A 20,095-nucleotide genomic window follows, 5' to 3' on the forward strand; every position below is an offset into this window, starting at 1 on the left:
GCCGAGATGAGTAACCCCTCGCGCGTTCCCAAGGGGATCAATCCCAACATCCCTAACGCCGCGCGCATGTACGACTACTACCTCGGCGGCAAGGACAACTTCGCGGCGGATCGGGAGGCGGCCGAGAAGATCATGGCACTGGGGCCGAGCAGGGAGATCTGCCTGGCCAACCGCCGCTTTCTGGGCCGGGCCGTCCGGCACGCCGCGCGGCAGGGCATCCGCCAGTTCCTCGATCTGGGCACCGGCCTGCCCAACCAGAACAACGTCCACGAGGTCGCCCGCCAGGTGCACCGGGACGCCCGCATCGTCTACGCGGACTACGACCCCGTGGTGATCGTGCACGCCCGCGCGCTGCTGGCCGGCACCGACACGAACATCACGATCGTGCAGGCCGACGTGCGCGAGCCTATGACGATCCTCGACGACCCCGAGACCAAGCGGCTGATCGACTTCAGCGAGCCGGTGGGCGTGGTCTTCCTCGGCGTGCTGCACTGCCTGACCGACAGGGAGGACCCGTGGGACGTGGTGGCCACGTTCCGCGAGCGGATGGCGCCGGAGAGCTTCCTGATGATCTCCCACCTCACCGACGACGCCCACCCGGAGGTGGGGATGGCCGCCCGCGAGGTGTACGACAAGGCGGACGCGCCGCTGATCCACCGCAGCCGCGAGGCGGTCGCGCGCATGTTCGACGGCTTCGACGTGATCGAGCCCGGCGTGACGCACGTGGCTGACTGGCGCCCGGACGAACCGTGGGAGACGGAGCTCGCCGGCAGTGAGTGGTGGTACGTGGGCGTGGGCCGCAAGCCGTGACCCCCGCCTTACGCGCCGCCGCCCTTTCCCTGGGCCTCGCCGCTTTTCTCGTCGCCGGATGTTCCAGTTCGCCGGGAGGGCTCGACGGCTGGGAATCCTCGCGCTTCCCCGACGACGGCACTCAGGACGATCCCCTCGCCGACGACGAGGAGTGGCCCGACGAAGCCGAGCCGCGTACGTTCGCGGAGATCTGCGTCAGGAAGAAGACCATGGTGCGCACCGCGTACCGGCCCTGCGACGACGCGGAGAAGGGCCATGCCTGGTTCTACCTGGCCATCGACGCGAAGATCCCGGCGGTGGGCCGGAAGGCGAAGTCCGGCTCGTTCCAGCCGCCTGACGCCGACCTGGTCCGGGTCTCGGACAAGGGTGGCAGCGGGGACACGGTCGCGCTGTCCGACGACGCCGACCGCGTCGAGATCTGCGTACGGACGAGCACGCGGGTCCGTACGGACGACGGGCGCTGCGACGACGGACGCGACGGCTACCAGTGGTACTACATCCCCATTTCTCGCCACATCCCCCGGGTGGGGGCGAGGGCCGAGCGCGGGACGTACCACCCTTCTGACTGGTGGACCCTGTACCGGGCGCGGCCGAAGGGCGGCCAGGGGCGCGCGGCGGCCATCAAGGAGCCCCGCCCGGAGGCCAGCAGGCCCGCCTCGTGGCCGACCCGGAGATGCACCACACCCGACATGCGGCGGCCCTGGATCGCTACCTGCACCTCGATCGGGTAGTGCCGCGAGAGCCGGTTCGCCAAGCCGGCGCAACGTTGATCGGCTCCCGCCGGCCACCGCGCCTGAGGCCCCGGCGCCGCGGGAACGGGTCACCGGCGCGCGCGGACATCAGCCCCTGCCCCAGGTCGCCCGCCCGCCCCGCGAGCAGCCGGCAGGACAGCACGGCCGGCCCGCGAGTGGACCGGCCTATAAGGATTGACCGCGCGACGGGGGCCGGCCGGGTGACGGTCGCCGTTCCGCTTGGCGGCCTCATCGACGACCTCGCGGACTATGGGGTCGCGGAGGTGGAGGCGATGGCGGACGGGAGTGCGAGCAGGAGCTCGTGCGGCTCCCCGCCCGGCCAGTGCCGGATGAACCGAGTGCCCGCCTCCCCCGGATCGAACTCCTCGCACCCGAGCGGCCCGAAGCAGCCCGCCTGGTCCAGCAGCAGGATGAGCGGGTCGTCCTCGGGCAGGCGTGCCGCATAGGCGGCGGTGTCGAGAAGAGCCAGCGCGCATCTGGCGTTGCGGCCGTCGTCATTGGATTCCACGCGGTCGATGCGGCGCCGGGCTTGGGCTCGGAGATACGCGGCGAGCGATTCGGACCTACTCACGACTAACCTTCTTCGATCACGTACATTCGGCTACGACATCATCACGCAAAGTCATGCGCTCGCGTGGGACGTTGGCGAACTCCAGCCAGTCGCCACCCCGAAAGGGATCAACCTTGGGGCGTACGTCATCATCTGTGGCATGAGTGCGTTTGACGACCTGTATGCCGCCAACGCTAGGTTTGCGAAGGACTTCGGAAGCTCTGAGCTCACCGGCCGGGCGGCCCGCGGGCTGGCCGTCGTGACCTGCATGGACTCCCGCATCGACCCGCTGGGCCTGCTCGGCCTGAAGGCGGGCGACGCCAAGATCCTCCGCAACGCGGGGGCCCGCGTGACGGACGACGTGCTGCGGACCCTGGTCCTGGCCGTCTACCTGCTCGGCGTCGAGCGGGTGCTCGTGATGCCGCACACGGACTGCGGCATGGCCAAGGTGACGGACCCGGACGTACACGCCCTCACCAGCGCACGCGGGGTCGACACCCGCAGCCTGGAGTTCCACACGGTCCCCGACCAGAACGAGGCGCTCCGCCACGACCTGACCCGCATCAGGACCAGCCCGTTCCTACCGGCGGACATGCCGGTGGCCGGCGCCATCTACGACGTCCGCACGGGCCTGCTGACCTCTTCTGAGTACTGAGGTCGTCATACGGCGTTCGCGGACGGCCTGAGCCTGGGCTCAGGATTGCCCCTGGACGGCCTCCACAAGCCCCTGAGCGGCCCTTACCCCGCGGGCGGAACCCCGGGCAAGGGCCGAGCCGGGCGCGGGCTCTAGGCGTCGATGTGGTCGCGGTCGACCTCGGCGGCGCTGTTGACGATGAACTCCCGCCGCGGCGCCACCTCGCTCCCCATGAGCAGGTTGAAGATGCCCTCGGCACCCTCGGCGTCCTCGATCCGCACCCGCCGCAGGATCCGGTGGCGCGGGTCCATCGTGGTCTCGGCCAGCTGGTCGGCGTCCATCTCGCCCAGACCCTTGTAGCGCTGCACCGGGTCCTTCCACCGCTTGCCCCGCCGCTCCAGGTCCCGCAGCACCTTCTGCAGCTCGGCGTCGGAGTAGCAGTAGATGTACTTCTCCTTGCCGCGCCCCGGGTTGGTGAGCTCGATGCGGTGCAGCGGCGGCACGGCGGCGAACACCCGCCCGGCCTCCACCATCGGCCGCATGTAACGGTGGAAGAGGGTCAGCAGCAGGCAGCGGATGTGCGCGCCGTCCACGTCGGCGTCGGCCATGAGGATGACCTTGCCGTAGCGGGCGGCCTCGATGTCGAACGAGCGGCCGGAGCCGGCCCCGACGACCTGGATGATGGCGGCGCACTCGGCGTTCTTGAGCATGTCGCTCACCGACGCCTTCTGCACGTTGAGGATCTTGCCGCGGATCGGCAGCAGCGCCTGGAACTCCGAGTCGCGGGCCAGCTTGGCCGTGCCCAGCGCCGAGTCGCCCTCGACGATGAACAGCTCGCTGCGGTCCACGCCTTCGCTGCGGCAGTCCACCAGCTTGGCCGGGAGCGCCGAGCTCTCCAGGGCGCTCTTGCGCCGCTGGTTGTCGCGGTGCTCACGGGCCGCGATGCGGGCCTTGGCGGCGGCGACGATCTTCTCGAGAACGGCCCGCAGCGGCTGCTTGTAGCCGCGCGGCGGATTGGTGAAGATCTCCTTGAGCTCGCGCGAGACCACGTGGGAGACGATGCGGGTGGCCGCCGAGGTGCCGAGCACCTCCTTGGTCTGCCCCTCGAACTGCGGCTCGGGCACCCGGACCGTGACCACCCCGGTCAATCCTTCGGAGATGTCGTCCTTGGTGACGGGGTCGTCGCCGTTCTTCAGCAGGCGGGTCTCACGCAGGAGCTCGTTGATCGTACGCACGAGGCCGCGCTCGAACCCCGTCAGGTGGGTGCCGCCCTTGGGGGTGGCGATCACGTTGACGAACGACCGCACGGTGGACTCGTAGCCCTTGCCCCAGCGGACCGCCACGTCCACGCTCAGCTCGCGCTGGACCTCGGTGGGCGTCATGTGGCCCTGGTCGTCGAGGACCGGCACGGTCTCGTGGAAGTGGCCCACGCCCTGCAGGCGCAGCACGTCGCAGACGGGCTCGTCGCGGGCCAGGAACTCGGTGAACTCGGAGATGCCGCCGTCGAAGCGGAACTCCTCCTCGACGCGCTCCTCGAGCCTGCTGTCGTAGAGGGCCAGGGTCAGCCCGGGCACCAGGAACGCCGTCTGCCGCAGGCGCACGTGGATCTCGTCCAGCGAGACCTCGGCTTCGGGCAGGAAGATCTGCTTGTCGGCCCAGAAACGGACGCGGGTGCCGGTGATCTTGGCGGGGAGCTTGGCGCCGATGCGCAGCCCGGACTTCTTCTTGAACTTCGCGGTGGGCCCGTCGCCGTCGAAGATCCCGGTGACGCCGCGGCGGAAGCTGATCTCGTGGACCAGGCCGTCGCGGTCGACCTCGACGTCGAGCCGCGAGGACAGGGCGTTGACCACGGACGCGCCCACACCGTGCAGACCGCCGGACGCGCCGTAGGAGCCGCCGCCGAACTTTCCGCCGGCGTGCAGCTTGGTATAGACGAGCTCCACGCCCGCCAGGCCGGTCTTGGGCTCGACGTCCACGGGGATGCCCCGGCCGTTGTCGCGGACCTCGATGGAGCCGTCGGGGTAGAGCTCGACCTCGATGCGGTCGCAGTGCCCTGCCAGCGCCTCGTCGACGCCGTTGTCCACGATCTCCCAGAGGCAGTGCATGAGTCCGCGGCTGTCGGTGGACCCGATGTACATCCCCGGGCGCTTGCGTACGGCCTCGAGGCCCTCAAGCACCGACAGGTGACGAGCCGTGTAACCCGCCTCCACTAGCGTCACTCCAGCTCCTCAAGGTCCCTTAGCATCGAACACGTGTGCGTAGCTTACCGTTCTTCCCATACGCACGCGTACAAGCTTGCCATGGCGACACGTTTGCCGTTACCAACGGGCTGATCGTCATTACTTTGGGACACATTCTGCTCTGGGCGTAGAGACGGGGAGGTTGGGAAGCTCCACGTCCGGTTAGATGTTGTTCCAAGTGACTGACGCCAGATCCTCGCTTCGGCGGGGGTGACCCGAAAGGCGATACGTGACTGGAGCTCTCGCCCCCGTTAAGCCGCTGACGGCCCTCGACCGCTGCGACCGCTGCGGCGCCCAGGCCTACATTCGCGCAACCCTGCCTGTAGGCGGGGAGCTGCTGTTCTGCGCCCACCACGGGCGTCAGCACATTGCGGCGCTGCGCGAAAAGGGCGCCGACATCCTGGACGAGTCGGCTCGGCTCAGCAAGACACCAAACATTGCCCCCAACGATGAGCGCTGACCCGGCGCTGGTCGTGATGAGATAACCACATATTGCTTGGCAGGACGGCGACCTCGGGCGTGCCCGGGGTCGCCGTCCTGCGTCCAGCTCCTGTTTCTCGCAAAACATCCCGCTTCGCCGCCAAAGGCACCGTTTGCCCATCCGTGCCCCATACCGGCCCCCGCCCTGCCGCCCGGACCCGCGCGCTGAGCGATCCTCCGCCCGGGGCCGCGCCTCGCGTGTGACCCGCGAAACCCTGTGCACGGCGCCACGATTCCGTCTGTGGCGCCGCGGTCCTGTGCACGCGCCCTGGTCCTGGATGCCGAAGCGCGGTTCCACGCGCGGCGCCCCGGACCCCGCCTCGTGGACGACGAAGGCCGGAATTCATCCGGCCCGGAGTGGCCGGCGGGAGAGCATTCCCAGGTCACCCATAGGGTAGGTGGCTGTGCTGATTCTGTTGCCGCCGTCGGAGGGCAAGGCGCCGGAAGGCAGCGGCCCGCCCGTCGGAGCCCTGTCCTTCCCTGCCCTCGACAGGCCACGCAAGCGGGTGCTGAACGCGCTCATCCGCGCCTCCAAGCGCCGCGACGCCCTCGGCGTGCTCGGACTGACCCCCGGCCTGGCGGGCGAACTGGCCAAGAACACCGCGCTGAAGACCGCTCCCACGCTTCCCGCCGCCGAGCTCTACACCGGCGTCCTCTACGACAATCTCGGCCTGGCGACCCTGGAGGGCGAGGACAGGAGACGCGCGGAGGAGTCGGTCCTGATCTTCTCAGGCCTGTGGGGCGTGGTGCGGATCATCGACCGGATCCCGCCGTACCGCCTCTCGATGAGCGTCAATCTCCCCCCTCTGGGCGGCCTGGCGGCGTTCTGGCGCCCTCAGGTCACCAAGGCGCTGGACGCGATCCCGGGACTGGTGGTGGACCTGCGCTCGGCCACGTACGCGGGCGCGTGGCAGCCGGGCGAGCGCTCGGTGACGGTACGGGTGTTCAGGGACGGCAAGGTCGTCAGCCACATGGCCAAGGCGACCCGCGGCGAGATCGCCCGCGCCCTCCTCCGGCAGGACGCCACCCCGGAGACCCCCGACGAGCTGGCCAAGCTCCTGACCGACCTGGGCTACGCGATCGTGCTCACTCCCCCGCCCCGTCCCGCCCGGCAGTGGACCCTGGACGTGAATCTGACCTGACGGAGATCCGGGCCGGAAAACACCGAGCCCCGCACGGAGGACCGTGCGGGGCTCGCTGACGTGCGTGCTCAGTCCAGGTAGTCGCGAAGCACCTGGGACCGGGACGGGTGGCGCAGCTTGGACATGGTCTTGGACTCGATCTGGCGGATGCGCTCACGGGTCACCCCGTAAACCTTGCCGATCTCGTCCAGCGTCTTGGGCTGCCCGTCGGTGAGACCGAAGCGCATCGAGACGACGCCCGCCTCCCGCTCCGACAACGTGTCGAGAACGGAGTGCAGCTGCTCCTGGAGCAGCGTGAAGCTGACGGCGTCGGCCGGGACGATGGCCTCGGAGTCCTCGATGAGGTCACCGAACTCGCTGTCACCCTCCTCGCCCAGCGGCGTGTGGAGGGAGATGGGCTCGCGGCCGTACTTCTGGACCTCGACGACCTTCTCGGGCGTCATGTCCAGCTCGCGGGCCAGCTCTTCCGGCGTGGGCTCGCGGCCCAGGTCCTGCAGCATCTGCCGCTGGACGCGGGCCAGCTTGTTGATCACTTCGACCATGTGGACCGGGATGCGGATGGTCCGCGCCTGGTCGGCCATGGCACGCGTGATCGCCTGCCGGATCCACCACGTGGCGTAGGTGGAGAACTTGTAGCCCTTGGTGTAGTCGAACTTCTCGACGGCCCTGATCAGACCCAGGTTGCCTTCCTGGATCAGGTCGAGGAACAGCATGCCGCGGCCGGTGTAGCGCTTGGCCAGCGAGACCACGAGCCGGAGGTTGGCCTCCAGCAGGTGGTTCTTCGCCCGGCGGCCGTCCTCGGCAATCCATTCCAGCTCGGCCCGGACATCGACCGGCAGGCCCTCGGTCTCGTCTCCGCCCAGCTGCTCCTCGGCGAACAGCCCGGCCTCGATGCGCTTGGCCAGCTCGACCTCCTGCTCGGCGTTGAGCAGGGGGACCTTGCCGATCTGCTTGAGGTAGTCCTTGACCGGGTCGGCGGTGGCGCCGGCGGCGGCGACCTGCGCGACCGGGGCGTCATCGTCGTCGTCGGACAGGATGAGGACCTCGTCCTCGGTCTTCTCCACCGCGGCGATCTCGGAGGGCTTGGGCCCCTCCTCGGAGTCGTCTTCGGTGTCGCCCTCGGCCTCGGGCTCCACGACGACGATCTCCTCGTCGTCGACCACGATGTCCTCGAGGTCCTCCAGCTCCACGTCGCCGTCGAGCTCGATGTCCTCGTCGTCCCCGTCGCCCCGTGGGGTCTCGGGCGCCTTGGGCTTGGTCTCGGCAGGCCCAGCGCTCTTCGGCTCGGCCTTCTTGGCGGCGGCGGGAGCCGCGGCCTTCTTCGCCGCCGGTGCGGCGGCCTTCTTCGCAGGGGCCGCCTTCTTGGCGGCCGGCTCGGCTTCAGACGCGCCGACGACCGCGGTCACGGTCTCCGGCTGCTGCTCTTTGGCGGCCGCCGCCGTCTTGGTCTTGACGGGGGCGGCGGTGCGGCGCTTTGCTGGACCACGAGACTTCTTCGGCGCAGCCGAATCCGCGGCGGTCACCACCACGGTCACGCCCTCTTTGCTGAGGTTCCGCAAGAACGCGGCGGCGTGCGACATGGGGATGTCCGCCTCCTCGAAGGCCTGACGGACATCCTCAGACTCGAGGAAACCCTGCGAGCGCCCACGCTCGAGCAGTCGCTGAATGACGGGCTCGTTCAGCTCTTGTGGCTTCGAGCGAGTCGAACTTGCAGGCGACACGAACACCTCTCGAACGAACGCGTGGCGACAATGGACCCAGATGCCCGCTGGGGGGCTGTTGCCTCTCTCGGAGATCGGTGAGGCCGTGCGGACCGCGACGGACCTGCACAGCATTCTGGCACGACCCCGCACTCCATACGGCCACCTCCCGGCGGTTGACCTCCACCCTAGGCCGACCCAGACAGTAGTGCGTACGTAAGCGGGGCACTGATACCCGAAAGCAACCGTTATGACTGTTTCATTCAGTCACTCTTCGTGGCTGGCGGGACGTGAATTGCAAGCGCGGTAACGTCATCATCCTGTTCATATCCAGACAGCATCCGGTCAACCAGGAAGTCCAGCAACATATGCGGACTACTTACCACCTCAGGCGGCGCTTCGGTCACAACACTGCAAATCTCTGCCAATCCGGCATCCAGCCCGCGCTTCCTGTTCTCCACGAGTCCGTCGGAGTAGAGCACGGCGGTATGGCCGGGCGGCACCACGAACCGGAACTGCCTGCGGCTGGTCGGCCAGCCTAGCGGAGTGCCGGGCTCGGCGTCGCACAGGATCGCCGTGCCCTGCGGCGAGACCAGCACGGGCGGCGGATGGCCGGCCAGTGCCAGCGTACCCTCGCCCGTGACGGGCTCCACCACCATGTACGCCAGGGTCGTGACCTGCTCTTCCTCTTCGGTGGCCTCGAAGACGCGGTCCAGCCCGGTGAGCACGGCCGCGGGCGGCGGGTTGGTCAGCGCCAGCGCCCGCATGGCGTTGCGGATGCGTCCCATGCCCGCCGCGGCCTTGACGCCCTTGCCCATGACGTCGCCGACGACCGCCGCGACCCGCCCGTCCTGCAGCACGAAGGCGTCGTACCAGTCACCGCCGACCTGCACGTGACGGCTGCCCGAGCGGAAGCGCTGGGCCAGCACCAGGCCCTTGACCACGGGCAGGCGGTCGGGCAGCAGGCTGCGCTGGAGCGTCTCGGCGGTGCGGTGCTCGCGCTCGAACAGCGTGGCCCGCTCGACCGCCAGCGCGCACTGACCGGCCAGCGCCTCCAGGAAGACGCCGTCCTCCTGGGAGATCTTCTGCGGCCGGGTGAAGGAGAATCGGAGCGCTCCCAAAGCCCGTCCGGCGGCCAGCAGCGGCAGCCCGACCCAGGCCCGCTCGTCGCTGTGGGCGAGGTAGTTGGCCAGGACCTCCTCGTCGCCGCCGGCCTCGAGCAGCTGCGCCTTGAGGCTGTCGGGCGACTCGGCGAACATGGGCCTGCGGCTGTTGACGGCCATGGTCATCACACTGGAGCTGGACAGCGGGATCTCCTCGCCGTAGGCGCCGGAGGCCTCCGGGATGCCCTCGCCGTTGATCAGCTTGAGCGCCGCGCGGTCGGTGTCGAGCAGCGCCACGGCCGAGCGGTCGGCGGCCAGGGCGGTGCGGCCCACGTCGATGATGACCTGCACCACCTGCTCGACCGTCAGCGCCTCGGCGAGCTGGGCGGTGGCGCCCTGCAGCCGCGCGGTGCGCAGGGCGGCGGCGCCGAGCTGGTCGGTCAGCCGGCCGCGCATCTCCTCGGCCTCACGCTGCGGCGTGACGTCGGTGTTGGCGCCGACCCACTCCACCACGCGGCCGTGCCTGATGATCGGCACGGCCCGCACCTCGAAGTGGCGATAGCCGCTGGCCCGGGTGCGCACCCGGTAGTTCCACTCGAACATGGTGCGCCCGCGCAGGGCCTCGCGCCACGCCTCCTCGGTCTCCTGGCGCTCCTCGGGGTGGACGACCTCCAGCCAGCCGTTGGCGAGGTATTCCTCCAGGCCCTGACCGGTGATGGCGCGCCACTGCGGGGCGTCCTCGACGACGGCGCCGGTGGGCGAGGTGATCCAGACCAGCTGCGACTGCGCCTCGACCAGCGAGCGGTAGCGCTCCTCGCTGCGCCGCAGCGCCTCCTCGGTCTGGCGGCTCTCGGTCACGTCGAGCCCGACCAGCGTGACGGCCTGCAGCTCGCCCGCCTCGTCGTGGACCGGCGAGAACGACAGCGACCAGTGCCTGGTGTCACCCTCCGCCGACCGCACGCGCACGCGGCCCTCGGTGACCGGCGCGTCGGTCTCGACGACGGCCTGCACGGCGTGGGTGATGATCTGGCTGAGGTCGGGGGCGAGCACCTCGACGGGCTGCCTGCCGAGCATTCGCTCCGCGGGCACGCCGACGACATCGCAGAACACGTCGTTGACCCGCTGAACGCGGCCATCGCCGTCGAAGAACGCGAAGGCGAACTCGGCTTCCGACAGCAAGCCCTGGAAGAGGGCGGAGTCTGAGATGTCCACATCCGACTCCCGGGGACGGGGAACGGAGGTCTCGGCGCTCATGGTCGGCACCTCCGTCGCGTGCCAGGGTCTCCCACGCGGCACATCTCCATAGTCGTGTATCGGCGTAGCACAGGTCCGGGCGACCGGATTCTGCAGTACATCATCGGCGATGGGCATGTGCGGACGGAAGCCCCCGCCGCGGCCCGGTCGCCTCTAAGGTCAACGCATCCTGTCAAAATCGCTCCACGTCGCGCAGCAAGATCAGGTTACAGCGCAGCTATTGGGCCTGGGTCGCGCGCTTGGCCTCCTGCTTGGCGGCACGTACGCGGACCAGGCTCTCGGCGTCGACGACGTCGGCGACCGATCGGTGTGACCCCTCCTCGCCGTAGGCTCCGGCTGCTTCACGCCAGCCTGACGGCTGGACCCCCAACTGCTTCCCCAGCAATGCCAAAAAAATCTGGGCCTTCTGCTTGCCGTATCCCGGAAGGGACATGAGTCGTTTCAGCAACTGTTTGCCATCCGCGGCGTCGGCCCAGATCCTCTCGGGCTGTCCGTCGTAGTGCTCGACCAGATAGGCCGCGAGCTGCTGGACCCTGGCCGCCATAGACTTGGGGTAGCGGTGCACGGCCGGCTTCTCGGCGAGCAGCGCGGCGAACGCCTCAGGATCATACGAGGCTATCTCCGCGGCCGTGAGGTCGTGCCCGAGCCGCTGCGAGATGGTGTATGGCCCGGTGAACGCCCACTCCATGGGGACCTGCTGGTCGAGGAGCATGCCGACGAGCAGGGCGAGCGGGCTCCGGCCGAGGAGCTCGTCCGCCTCGCTCCGCTGGGCGAGCTGGATGCGCATGAAGACAGCTTCGCATGAATGGGCACCGGGTGAAGTGAACACAGGCTCCGCGGAGGCTTGACACTCGCCCGAGAAAAGGTGAAATGAGAGCGCAAGTCGCCCTGCAGACATTCCTGGGGGTTTGCCCCTGGGTCTCCAGAGGAATCTCACATCTATGCTCGCTCTGGCCACACGGTTCCTGCGGGAGCCGGTCAGTCTCAGGCTGGCCGAAGAGTTCCTGACCGTACCCGTGGACACGATCGACCGCTGCGTGGCGGACGTGTGCGCGTGTGCGCAGCATCTGGGCGTCTCCGCGACGCCCGAGATCGTGGAACGGATCGCGCGGGAGCACCTGCTCGCGATCGTCAACTCGGCGCCGCCGCCGCGCGGCGCTCGCTAGCCGCGCGGCGCGCGAAGCGTCCGATAGCGCGGCTCCGGCAATTTCCCCGATAACATCGGGGTTACCAGGCCGAGTTCTCTTCACCGTTTGCGCCTGGAATACGAGAGAGTGAGGGCGTGCGCCGACACCGACGAGATCCCCGGGAGAGCACCCCGCCAGACGACGTGTTCCAGGAGATGGTGCAGGCGGCTCGCGAGTTGCTGGCCGTACGCAGCCCTCTCGACGCGGAGCTGATGGTCTCCGACATGATCGGTGCCTGGTGGGGCAGGCGGGTCAGAGGCGGCGACGTGGAGCAGGTGCTCGGTGAAGGGCTCGTCGACTACGCCGCCAAGACCGGCACGCCGGCCTCCCTGACGCTGCTGATCTGCCTGGCCTATCTGGGCACGGCCCGCCAGGGCGCCAAGGCCGAGGGCGCGGCGCTGGCGATGATGGAGTCGGGGGTGGCCAGGCCCGGCTGGGCCGACAAGGTGGGCGCCGTCAAGCCGGCCGGCTGCTACGTCTCCCGCGACGCCTACGGCGATCAGGACACGGTGATCTGCACCTTCGCCTACCGCTGGAACGAGGCATCCGAGGCGATGGACCGGCACGCGCTGGTCATGGTCGTCGACTACAACATGAGCGGCATGGCGCGCGACGCGTGGGTCTCGTCGGAGGTCGACAAGCTGCTGGAGCAGGCCAGGGCCGAGGCGTCGGGCAACCCGATGCTGCTGTTCGAGGAGATCCAGCCCGAGCAGGCCAGGGCGCTGCTGGAGTCGGCGATGAAGGCCACCGGGGAGCCCAAGACCCCGCCTCCGGTCAGCGACAGCTACAGCGCCTACCACGCCTTCGCCCGCGCCCGGATCAAGGCGCTGCCGCCGGGCCGCAAGCGCCCGGCCCCGCTGCACATCGAGGCCCCCTACAGCCGCGAGCGGCGGGCCATGCTGGCGGCGGAGTTCCTGGCCTCGGACGCGGCCGAGCACCTGTCCGACCCGTCGGCGGCCTCGCGGTGCGCCGACCACATCATCGACTACGGCTGCGAGCAGGACTTCAACCGGCCGATGCGGGTCAGCCCGACCAAGTGCGAGACGTTCCTGCTCGACTGGCTGCCGCGCAAGGTGATGCTGAGCGTGGCCGAGCAGGAGGCGATGCCGCACGTGCTGTCGGCGTGGGTACGCTTCGCCGCGCACCGCACGGGGCTTCCCGAGCAGGGGCTCAAGGCCACGCTGGACGCGGTGTGGGAGGCGATCGGCAAGTTCCCCGAGGCGTACCGTGACCCGACGTCGTTCGGGCTGGACCGCTCCCTCCTGGAGCGGCTGCTGCCGGACGGCGACCTGTCGGCGCTGGCCAGGCGGGTCTTCGCGTTCCCCTATCTGCAGGGCACGCACAACGGGATCGAGCTCGACCGGCTCAACCCGGCCGACGAGGCCGACCGGCGCACGTTGCTCGAGATCGACCACGGCGGCGCGATCGACCAGGAGCACCTGGCCTGGCACGAGGAGATCGCCACCCGGCTGTGGGAGGGCGATCCGCCGCAGCTCTGGGAGGCCGCGCAGCGCCTCCTGGATCTCGGCCACGACCGGCACGACGTGCTCCACGTGCTCATCGAGATCGCCGAGCGGATCGGCGGCGATCCCGACGAGCTGGCCGCCGCCCTCGACGACATCGCCGACATCCCCGACGAGATCTGACCACAAGGCCGTTCTAGAATTTCCTTCTATGTCGATGTACACGCGGCTGGCGGAAGGCCGTTACCTGGCGTCGGAGCACACCCAGGGCCCCTGGGACCCGGCCACCCAGCACATGGGTCCGGTCACCGCCCTGATCGTCCACGAGCTGGCCCGCACCGCACCGCGGCCGGGGCTGGAACCGTCCAGGCTCGTGGTCGACGTGTTCGCGCCGGTGCCGGTGGCCGAGCTGGAAATCGAGACCGACGTGGCCCGCGACGGCAAGCGGGTGCAGTGCCTCACGGCGAGCGTGTCGTCCGGCGGCCGCGAGTACGCCAGGGCGAGCGCCTGGCGCATCCGCGAGGCCGCCACGCCCGCGACGCCGGTCCCCGGCCCGCCCGCCCCCGTGCCGCCGCCCTCGGCGGAGCAGGCGCGCTCCTGGCTGGGCTCGGGCTTCGGGTACGGCAAGGCGCTCGACTGGCGCTTCGTGACCGGCGGGCCCATGGAGATCGGCCCCGCCACGGTGTGGGGGCGGCTCACGATCCCGCTGGTCGAGGGCGAGGAGATGACCCCGCTGGAGCGCCTGGCGGTGTTCGCCGACAGCGGCAACGGCGTCAGCTTCGCCGTCGACTTCGCCACACACGTGTTCGTGAACGTGGACCTGACGATCTCGCTGTTCCGCGCCCCCGAGAGCGAGTGGATCTGCCTGGACGCCGAGACCGTCATCGGCCCGTCCGGCCGTGGACTGACCCGCTCCACCCTGTACGACGAGATCGGCCAGGTGGGCACGGCGACTCAGACGCTGTTCATCGCGCCAAGATGACGGGGAGTTGCCATGATGGTGCCATGGTGATCGACCTCAACGCGGACCTGGGTGAGGGCTTCGGCATCTGGCGCCTCGGCGACGACCTCGCCCTGCTCGACATCGTCACGAGCGCCAACGTGGCCTGCGGCTTCCACGCGGGCGACCCCGTGACGATCAGGCGCACCTGCGCGGCGGCCGTCGACCGGGGCGTCGCGATCGGGGCGCAGGTGTCCTACCGCGACCTGGCCCACTTCGGCCGCAGGGAGATGGACGTCGAGCCGGAGGAGCTGTGCGCGGAAGTGCTCTACCAGCTCGCGGCCGTGGACGGCATCGCCAGGGCGATGGGCGGCCGGGTGTCGTACGTCAAGCCGCACGGCGCGCTCTACAACCGGATCTGCCGCGACGAGGTCCAGGCCGCGGCCGTGATCGACGCGGTGGCCGACTACGATCCCGCGCTGCCGGTGCTCACGTTGCCGGGCTCGGTCGTGCACAAGGTGGCGGCGGCCGAGGGCGTGCCGACCGTGAACGAGGCGTTCGCCGACCGGGCGTACACGCCTGCCGGGACGCTCGTCCCGCGCCGGGAGCCCGGGGCCGTGCTCCATGACCCGGTCGCGGTGGCCGACCGTGCCCTCCAGATGGCCGTGGAAGGCTCTGTGACGGCCGTGGACGGGAGTCCCGTACCGATTTCCGCCCGTTCCATCTGCGTCCACGGAGACACGCCTGACGCCGTCCGGCTGGCTCAGGGGGTGCGGGACGCGTTGCTGGCGGCGGGAGTGGTCCTGCAGGCGTTCGCGTGATCCGGATGGCCGGCGAGCACGGACTGCTCGTGGAGACGGGCTCGCTGGAGTTGTCGCACCGGGTGGACGCGGCGCTGCGGGGCGACCGGCCGGAGGGGGTCGTGGAGATCGTGCCGGGGCCGGAGACGGTCCTCGTGGTGGCTCCGGGGGCGGACCAGGGGCGGCTGCGGGCGCTTCTGGAAGAGGTCGTCGGCCGGGAGCGTGCCAGGACCGCCGCCCGCGCGCCGGCCGAGGAGGCGGCGGTGGTCACGATTCCCGTGGTCTATGACGGGGCGGATCTCGATTCCGTGGCGGCGTTGGCGGGGATCTCCGCGGACGAGGTGATCGCCCGGCATGCGGGGCGCGAGCTGGTGGTGGGCTGGCTGGGGTTCGCGCCGGGGTTCGCCTATCTGACCGGGCTGGATCCGGTGCTGGAGACGCCCCGGCTGAACACGCCGCGGACCTCGGTGCCCGCCGGCTCCGTGGCGATCGCCGGGCCGTACTCCGCGGTCTATCCGACCGCCTCGCCCGGCGGGTGGCGGCTGATCGGGCGCACGTCCGCACGGGTGTGGGACGCGGCGGCCGACCCGCCGTCGCTGTTCCGGCCCGGCATGCGCGTACGGTTCGAGCCGGTGAGGGAGCGCCGCCGTCTGGAGGAGGAGCGTCGGGAGCGAAGCGACCAGAGCGACGGGGGAAGACGGCGGCATCCGGGCGACCGAACCCGCCGAACGGAGTGAGGCCATGAACACGGTGAGGGAGCGCCGCGGTCTGGAGGAGGAGCGTCGGGAGCGAAGCGACCAGAGCGACGGGGGAAGACGGCGGCATCCGGGCGACCGAACCCGCCGGACGGAGTGAGGCCATGAGCGCGATCGAGGTGCTCGCCCCAGGCCCGTACGCGACCGTCCAGGATCTGGGCCGGCCCGGATACGCCCATCTGGGCGTGCCCCGGTCGGGCGCTGCGGACGCCGGAAGCCTGCGGCTGGCCAACAGGCTGGTGGGGAACGCCGAAGGGCTGGCGGGGATCGAGTTCACGTTCGGGATGGCGCGGCTGCGGTTCCTGGCGGGGGCGTGGGTGGCGCTGGCGGGCGCGCCGTTGACCGCGGGGCCGGTCCGGGGGGCGGGCATGGGGGTGCCGTTCTGGGTTCCCGAGGGGGCGGAGCTGTCGCTGGGGGCGCCCGAGCGGGGGCTGCGCACGTACCTGGCGGTGCGTGGCGGGATCGCGGCCGAACCGGTGCTCGGCAGCAGGTCCACCGACTCGCTGTCGGGGCTGGGGCCCGAGCCGTTGCGGGCCGGCGCGGTGCTGCCGGTGGGGCGGCCGGAGGGCGTGATCGCGGTGGACCTGGCGCCGCCGCCGGAGCCGCGGCCCGCCGTGCTGCGGGTGCTGCCGGGGCCGCGCGACGACTGGTTCGTCCACGAGGCGATGGAGGCGATGTGCGCGGCCCCGTACACCGTGAGCCAGGACAGCAACCGCGTGGGCGTGCGCCTGAGCGGACCCGAGCTGGCCCGGGCCAAGGAGGGCGAGCTGCCGAGCGAGGGCATGGTCGCCGGGGCGGTCCAGGTGCCGCCGAGCGGGCAGCCGATCGTGTTCCTCGCCGACCACCCGCCGACCGGCGGCTACCCGGTGATCGGCGTCGTGCGGGCCGCGGACCTGGCGGTCGTCGCCCAGCTCAGGCCGGGCGACGAGGTGCGGTTCACAGTTCGACGCGGCCGGTGACGCAGGTGACGACCGAGCCGCCCACCCAGACGTCCCCCTCGGCGTCGGCGGAGAGGTGGACCCGCCCGGAGCGCCCCAGCGCGGTGCCCTGGCTCGCCACGTAAGGGGCCTTCGCCCGGCCCGTGCGCAGCAGCCACTGGGCCAGGGAGGCGTTCAGGCTGCCCGTCACCGGGTCCTCGGCCGTCGCTCCCTGCAGCGTGAAGAACGCCCGCACCTCGTACGCGCACTCGGCGCCCTCCGGGTACGGCCCGGCCACGCCCACGCCGCACGGGACCGTGCCCGGACGCAGCGCGAGCACCGCGTCGGCGTCGGCGAGCAGCACCGCCACCCACCCGGGCCCGTTGTCGGCCCACTCGACGTCCACGATGTCGCCGCGCCCGATCCCGAGCGCTTCGGCGATGCGCGCCACCAGCGGCTCGTCCACCGGCCCCGAACGCACCAGCGGCGGCGCCTGGAAGGCCAGCGACCCGTCGGCCCTGCGCACCCGCACCAGCCCGGCGCCGCACTCCTGGACGATCTCGCCCTCCCGGAGCGGCACTCCCCCGGCCTCCAGCCAGGCGTGGCAGGAGCCCAGCGTCGGATGCCCGGCGAAGGGCAGCTCCGTGCTCGGGGTGAAGATCCGCACCCGGTAGTCGGCCTCCGGCGTGCCCGGTGGCAGCAGGAAGGTGGTTTCGGACAGGTTCGTCCAGGCGGCGAACCGCTGCATCTCCTCCGTGTTCAGCCCTTCACCGTCCACCACGACGGCGAGCGCGTTGCCGCGGTAAGGGACGTCGGTGAACACGTCAACCTGGGTGAAAGCGCGCATCATATGCCGGAGTCTCCCAGACAGGTCTTTCGCCGTTGACATGCCGCCCCCAGACTGTACGGTGTGGCGGACTTTGATGTTGTGGTCCTGGGTTCCGGACCTGGTGGGCAGAAGGCCGCGATCGCGGCGGCGAAACTCGGCAAGCGCGTCGCGATAGTCGAGAAACGGCACATGATCGGCGGCGTGTGCATCAACACGGGAACGATCCCGTCCAAAACCCTGCGGGAGGCGGTCCTTTACCTCACAGGACTCAACCAGCGCGAGCTGTACGGCGCCAGCTACCGGGTCAAGGAGGAGATCACGGTCGCCGATCTGGGCATGCGCACGCAGCACGTCATCGGCCGGGAGATCCAGGTCATCCGCAGCCAGCTCGCCCGCAATCACGTCACCGTGCTCCACGGCACGGGCCGCTTCCTGGACCCGCACACGATCGGGATCACGGGCGACGACGAGAAGGAAGAGAAGAAGGTCACCGCCGAGAAGGTCGTGATCGCCACCGGCACCTCGCCCGCCCGCCCGGACAGCGTCGAGTTCGACGACAGGACGGTCATCGACTCCGACGCGATCCTGCACCTGGACAGGGTGCCCGAGACGCTCGTCGTGGTGGGGGCCGGGGTCATCGGCATCGAGTACGCCTCCATGTTCGCCGCCCTCGGCACCAAGGTGACAGTGGTGGAACGGCGCGAGCGCATGCTGGAGTTCTGCGACCTGGAGATCGTCGAGGCGCTGAAATACCACCTGCGCGACCTGGCCGTCACCTTCAGGTTCGGCGAGAACGTCGCGGCCGTCGCGCGCCGCCCGGGCGGCGCGCTGACCCTGCTGGAGAGTGGCAAGAAGATCCCCGCCGACTGCGTCATGTACTCGGCGGGCCGTCAGGGCAAGACCACCGAGCTGTGCCTGGAGGCCGCCGGCCTGGCCGCCGACGCGCGGGGCCGGATCAAGGTGGACGAGAACTACGCCACCTCCGTCCCGCACATCTACGCGGTGGGCGACGTGATCGGCTTCCCCGCGCTGGCGGCGACCTCGATGGAGCAGGGGCGGCTGGCCGCCCAGCACGCGTGCGGCGAGCCGGTCGAGGAGCTGGTCGACCTGCCGCCCATCGGCATCTACACGATCCCGGAGATCAGCTTCGTCGGGAAGTCGGAGGACGAACTGACCCGCGACAAGATCCCGTTCGAAGTCGGCATCTCGCGCTACCGGGAGCTGGCCAGGGGGCAGATCATCGGCGACTCGTACGGCATGCTCAAGCTGCTGGTCTCCTCCGAGGACCGGCGGCTGCTCGGCGTGCACGTGTTCGGCACGGGCGCGACCGAGCTGGTGCACATCGGGCAGACCGTCATGGGATGCGGCGGGACGGTGGACTACCTGGTCAACGCGGTGTTCAACTATCCGACGCTGGCGGAGTCGTACAAGGTGGCGGCCCTTGACGCGATGAACAAGATGCGGGTGGTCGCCCGGCTTACGGCGGGAATGTGACCGGCCACCCAAGATAGGAATATTTACCTACGTGCCTAGACGTTCCGGTCGCTACGCTCCTCCGGGGTTCATCAACGGGAGGCGCGCGCGGAGCAAGGCCATGGGGAGGTGGCTGCCGGGGTTCCTGGTCCTGGCGGCCATCTGGGGCAACAGCTTCTTCTTCATCAAGGTCGCGGTGGGGGCGCTGCATCCGCTGCAGGTGTCGTTCGGGCGGATGGCCATCGGGGCCGCCGTCCTGCTCCTCGTGCTCGTGATCTCCCGGCGGCCGCTCCCCCGCGATCCGCGGCTCTGGGGGCACTTCTTCATCGCGTCCGTCGTGCTCACCACGCTTCCCTTCACGCTCTTCGCGTACGGCGAGCAGTACGTCTCGTCCGTGGTGGCCGCGATCTGGAACGCCACGACGCCGCTGTGCACGCTGGCCTTCGCGCTCGCGCTGCGGGCCGAGCGGGTGACGCCCGGCCGGATGGCCGGCCTGGGGCTGGGGTTCGCCGGGGTGATGGTGGTGCTCGGGGTGTGGCAGCCGCTGGACGGCGGGCAGCTGGGCGGGAGCCTGGCCTGCTTCGGGGCGGCGCTGTGTTACGGGGTGGGGGGCGCGTACATGGGGCGGTTCATCACGGGGCGGCGTCCGGAGCCGGCTGTGGTGCTGGCGGCCGGGCAACTGGTCGCCGGGACCGTCCAGCTCGCCGTGGTGACCTTGGTGGCGGGGGTGCCGCTGGTGGACATGGGGGCGCCCGCCGGCGTGTGGTGGAGCCTCGCGGCGCTGGGCGGGCTGGGGACGGGGCTGGCGTACCTGTTGTTGTACTGGGTGCAGGTGCAGGCGGGGGTGACGACGACCTCGACGGTGACGTACCTGTTGCCGGTGTTCGCGGCGGCGTCCGGCGTGGTGGTGCTGGGCGAGACGATCAGCTGGAACCAGCCGGTGGGCGCGCTCGTCATCCTCGTGGCCATCGCCCTGACCCAGGGCGTCCTGACCCGCACCCGCGAACGCGCCACGGTCCCGGCCGCCTGACATCCATCGCCTGGAGCCCCGGTGTCCGGCCCGGGG

General features: G+C 70.4%; 19 protein-coding genes. 13 read left to right on the top strand and 6 right to left on the bottom strand.

Translation table 11 applies throughout. From position 1 onward, the window contains the following. Window positions 1-6 precede the first annotated feature (6 nt). Together ACIBX3_RS08605 and ACIBX3_RS08610 are read left to right on the top strand one after the other, a co-directional pair. Window positions 7-810 (top strand): SAM-dependent methyltransferase, encoded by an 804-nt coding sequence (locus ACIBX3_RS08605; RefSeq protein WP_397114579.1) that lies wholly within the window; start codon window positions 7-9, stop codon window positions 808-810. Further along, a complete protein-coding gene (locus ACIBX3_RS08610; protein WP_397114581.1) occupies window positions 807-1,541 on the top strand; it encodes a hypothetical protein in 735 nt (244 codons plus the stop codon). The genes ACIBX3_RS08605 and ACIBX3_RS08610 overlap by 4 nt, the downstream gene beginning before the upstream one ends. 268 nt (window positions 1,542-1,809) lie before the next feature. Here the strand turns inward: ACIBX3_RS08610 and ACIBX3_RS08615 are convergent, their stop codons facing one another. Beyond that, window positions 1,810-2,133, bottom strand: a complete 324-nt coding sequence (locus ACIBX3_RS08615) for a hypothetical protein (protein WP_397114583.1) — start codon at window positions 2,131-2,133, stop codon at window positions 1,810-1,812. A gap of 139 nt (window positions 2,134-2,272) precedes the next feature. Between ACIBX3_RS08615 and ACIBX3_RS08620 the strand changes: the two genes are divergently transcribed. After that, window positions 2,273-2,767 carry a beta-class carbonic anhydrase gene (locus ACIBX3_RS08620; protein WP_397114585.1) on the top strand — a complete coding sequence of 165 codons (495 nt, stop codon included), beginning with the start codon at window positions 2,273-2,275 and terminating at the stop codon, window positions 2,765-2,767. A gap of 131 nt (window positions 2,768-2,898) precedes the next feature. On the opposite strand, the gene ACIBX3_RS08625 is transcribed toward ACIBX3_RS08620, so the two are convergent. Beyond that, window positions 2,899-4,965: a type IIA DNA topoisomerase subunit B gene (locus ACIBX3_RS08625; protein WP_397114587.1), complete on the bottom strand. Its 2,067-nt coding sequence runs from the start codon at window positions 4,963-4,965 to the stop codon at window positions 2,899-2,901. Between the two features lie 250 nt (window positions 4,966-5,215). Here ACIBX3_RS08625 and ACIBX3_RS08630 point away from each other — a divergent pair, with 250 nt between their 5' ends. Beyond that, on the top strand, window positions 5,216-5,446 hold the full coding sequence (locus tag ACIBX3_RS08630) for a hypothetical protein (RefSeq protein WP_397114589.1): 231 nt from the start codon (window positions 5,216-5,218) through the stop codon (window positions 5,444-5,446). Window positions 5,447-5,870: 424 nt separating this feature from the next. Beyond that, on the top strand, window positions 5,871-6,608 hold the full coding sequence (locus ACIBX3_RS08635; protein ID WP_397114591.1) for a YaaA family protein: 738 nt from the start codon (window positions 5,871-5,873) through the stop codon (window positions 6,606-6,608). 68 nt (window positions 6,609-6,676) lie between these two features. On the opposite strand, the gene ACIBX3_RS08640 is transcribed toward ACIBX3_RS08635, so the two are convergent. From ACIBX3_RS08640 to ACIBX3_RS08650, 3 genes are all read right to left on the bottom strand, one after another. Beyond that, window positions 6,677-8,329 carry an RNA polymerase sigma factor gene (locus ACIBX3_RS08640; protein WP_397114593.1) on the bottom strand — a complete coding sequence of 551 codons (1,653 nt, stop codon included), beginning with the start codon at window positions 8,327-8,329 and terminating at the stop codon, window positions 6,677-6,679. A 242-nt stretch (window positions 8,330-8,571) separates the two neighbouring features. Beyond that, the gene (locus ACIBX3_RS08645) at window positions 8,572-10,665 is read right to left on the bottom strand and encodes a SpoIIE family protein phosphatase (protein WP_397114595.1); all 2,094 of its coding nucleotides are present in this window, start codon (window positions 10,663-10,665) and stop codon (window positions 8,572-8,574) included. Window positions 10,666-10,882: 217 nt separating this feature from the next. Then, a complete protein-coding gene (locus ACIBX3_RS08650; protein WP_397114597.1) occupies window positions 10,883-11,452 on the bottom strand; it encodes an HhH-GPD-type base excision DNA repair protein in 570 nt (189 codons plus the stop codon). Window positions 11,453-11,606: 154 nt separating this feature from the next. Between ACIBX3_RS08650 and ACIBX3_RS08655 the strand changes: the two genes are divergently transcribed. The 6 genes from ACIBX3_RS08655 to ACIBX3_RS08680 all read left to right on the top strand — a co-directional run bounded on the left by ACIBX3_RS08655 (window position 11,607) and on the right by ACIBX3_RS08680 (window position 16,769). Beyond that, complete coding sequence (locus tag ACIBX3_RS08655; RefSeq protein ID WP_397114599.1) at window positions 11,607-11,831, top strand: hypothetical protein; 225 nt, start codon at window positions 11,607-11,609, stop codon at window positions 11,829-11,831. Between the two features lie 176 nt (window positions 11,832-12,007). Next, entirely contained in the window at window positions 12,008-13,498 is a 1,491-nt protein-coding gene (locus tag ACIBX3_RS08660) for a hypothetical protein (RefSeq protein WP_397115020.1), read from the top strand. A gap of 28 nt (window positions 13,499-13,526) precedes the next feature. Then, window positions 13,527-14,297 (top strand): thioesterase family protein, encoded by a 771-nt coding sequence (locus tag ACIBX3_RS08665; protein ID WP_397114601.1) that lies wholly within the window; start codon window positions 13,527-13,529, stop codon window positions 14,295-14,297. A 23-nt stretch (window positions 14,298-14,320) separates the two neighbouring features. After that, entirely contained in the window at window positions 14,321-15,076 is a 756-nt protein-coding gene (locus ACIBX3_RS08670) for a LamB/YcsF family protein (protein ID WP_397114603.1), read from the top strand. 5 nt (window positions 15,077-15,081) lie between these two features. Continuing rightward, on the top strand, window positions 15,082-15,792 hold the full coding sequence (locus ACIBX3_RS08675; RefSeq protein WP_397115022.1) for an allophanate hydrolase subunit 1: 711 nt from the start codon (window positions 15,082-15,084) through the stop codon (window positions 15,790-15,792). A gap of 122 nt (window positions 15,793-15,914) precedes the next feature. Beyond that, entirely contained in the window at window positions 15,915-16,769 is an 855-nt protein-coding gene (locus ACIBX3_RS08680) for a biotin-dependent carboxyltransferase family protein (protein ID WP_397114605.1), read from the top strand. Here ACIBX3_RS08680 and ACIBX3_RS08685 read toward each other — a convergent pair. Next, entirely contained in the window at window positions 16,747-17,577 is an 831-nt protein-coding gene (locus tag ACIBX3_RS08685; RefSeq protein ID WP_397114607.1) for a PhzF family phenazine biosynthesis protein, read from the bottom strand. The two genes, ACIBX3_RS08680 and ACIBX3_RS08685, sit on opposite strands and share 23 nt — an antisense overlap. Window positions 17,578-17,637: 60 nt before the next feature. Between ACIBX3_RS08685 and sthA the strand changes: the two genes are divergently transcribed. Continuing rightward, window positions 17,638-19,050, top strand: a complete 1,413-nt coding sequence (sthA, locus tag ACIBX3_RS08690) for a Si-specific NAD(P)(+) transhydrogenase (protein ID WP_397114609.1) — start codon at window positions 17,638-17,640, stop codon at window positions 19,048-19,050. Window positions 19,051-19,150: 100 nt separating this feature from the next. Continuing rightward, on the top strand, window positions 19,151-20,059 hold the full coding sequence (locus ACIBX3_RS08695) for a DMT family transporter (protein ID WP_397114611.1): 909 nt from the start codon (window positions 19,151-19,153) through the stop codon (window positions 20,057-20,059). The last annotated feature ends 36 nt before the right edge of the window (window positions 20,060-20,095 follow it).

Origin of the sequence: Nonomuraea sp. NPDC049480, from assembly GCF_044465905.1 — a bacterium.
Lineage (GTDB): Bacteria > Actinomycetota > Actinomycetes > Streptosporangiales > Streptosporangiaceae > Nonomuraea.